Annotated in this window: 1 protein-coding gene; it reads left to right on the forward strand. The window is 64.6% G+C overall.

Annotated features, from left to right (window positions below):
• Window positions 1-266 (forward strand): cation:dicarboxylate symporter family transporter (locus tag CTATCC11996_RS15635; RefSeq protein WP_003077912.1); only part of this gene is annotated, 266 nt, incomplete at its 5' end.
• Window positions 267-316: the final 50 nt, after the last annotated feature.

The raw sequence follows: 316 nt of genomic DNA on the forward strand, positions 1-316 counted from the left end.
CCAAGGGCGCGGCGGGCGTGACGGGGGCTGGCTTCATCACCCTGGCCGCGACCCTGGCCGTGGTGCCCGAGGTGCCCGTGGCCGGCATGGCACTGATTCTGGGTGTAGACCGCTTCATGTCCGAATGCCGTTCGCTGACCAACTTCATCGGTAACGCCGTCGCCACCGTGGTGGTCTCCAAGTGGGAAAACGCGCTGGACTACGAAAAGCTGGATGCTGCTCTGGCAGGCAAGGAAGAAAACGAGGCGGTGTCCGCTCACGCCTGAGCGAGCACAGACCCCCATGAAAAAAAGCCCCGACCTCGATGGTCGGGGCG

The organism is Comamonas testosteroni ATCC 11996, from assembly GCF_000241525.1.
GTDB classification, from domain to species: Bacteria; Pseudomonadota; Gammaproteobacteria; order Burkholderiales; family Burkholderiaceae_C; genus Comamonas; species Comamonas testosteroni.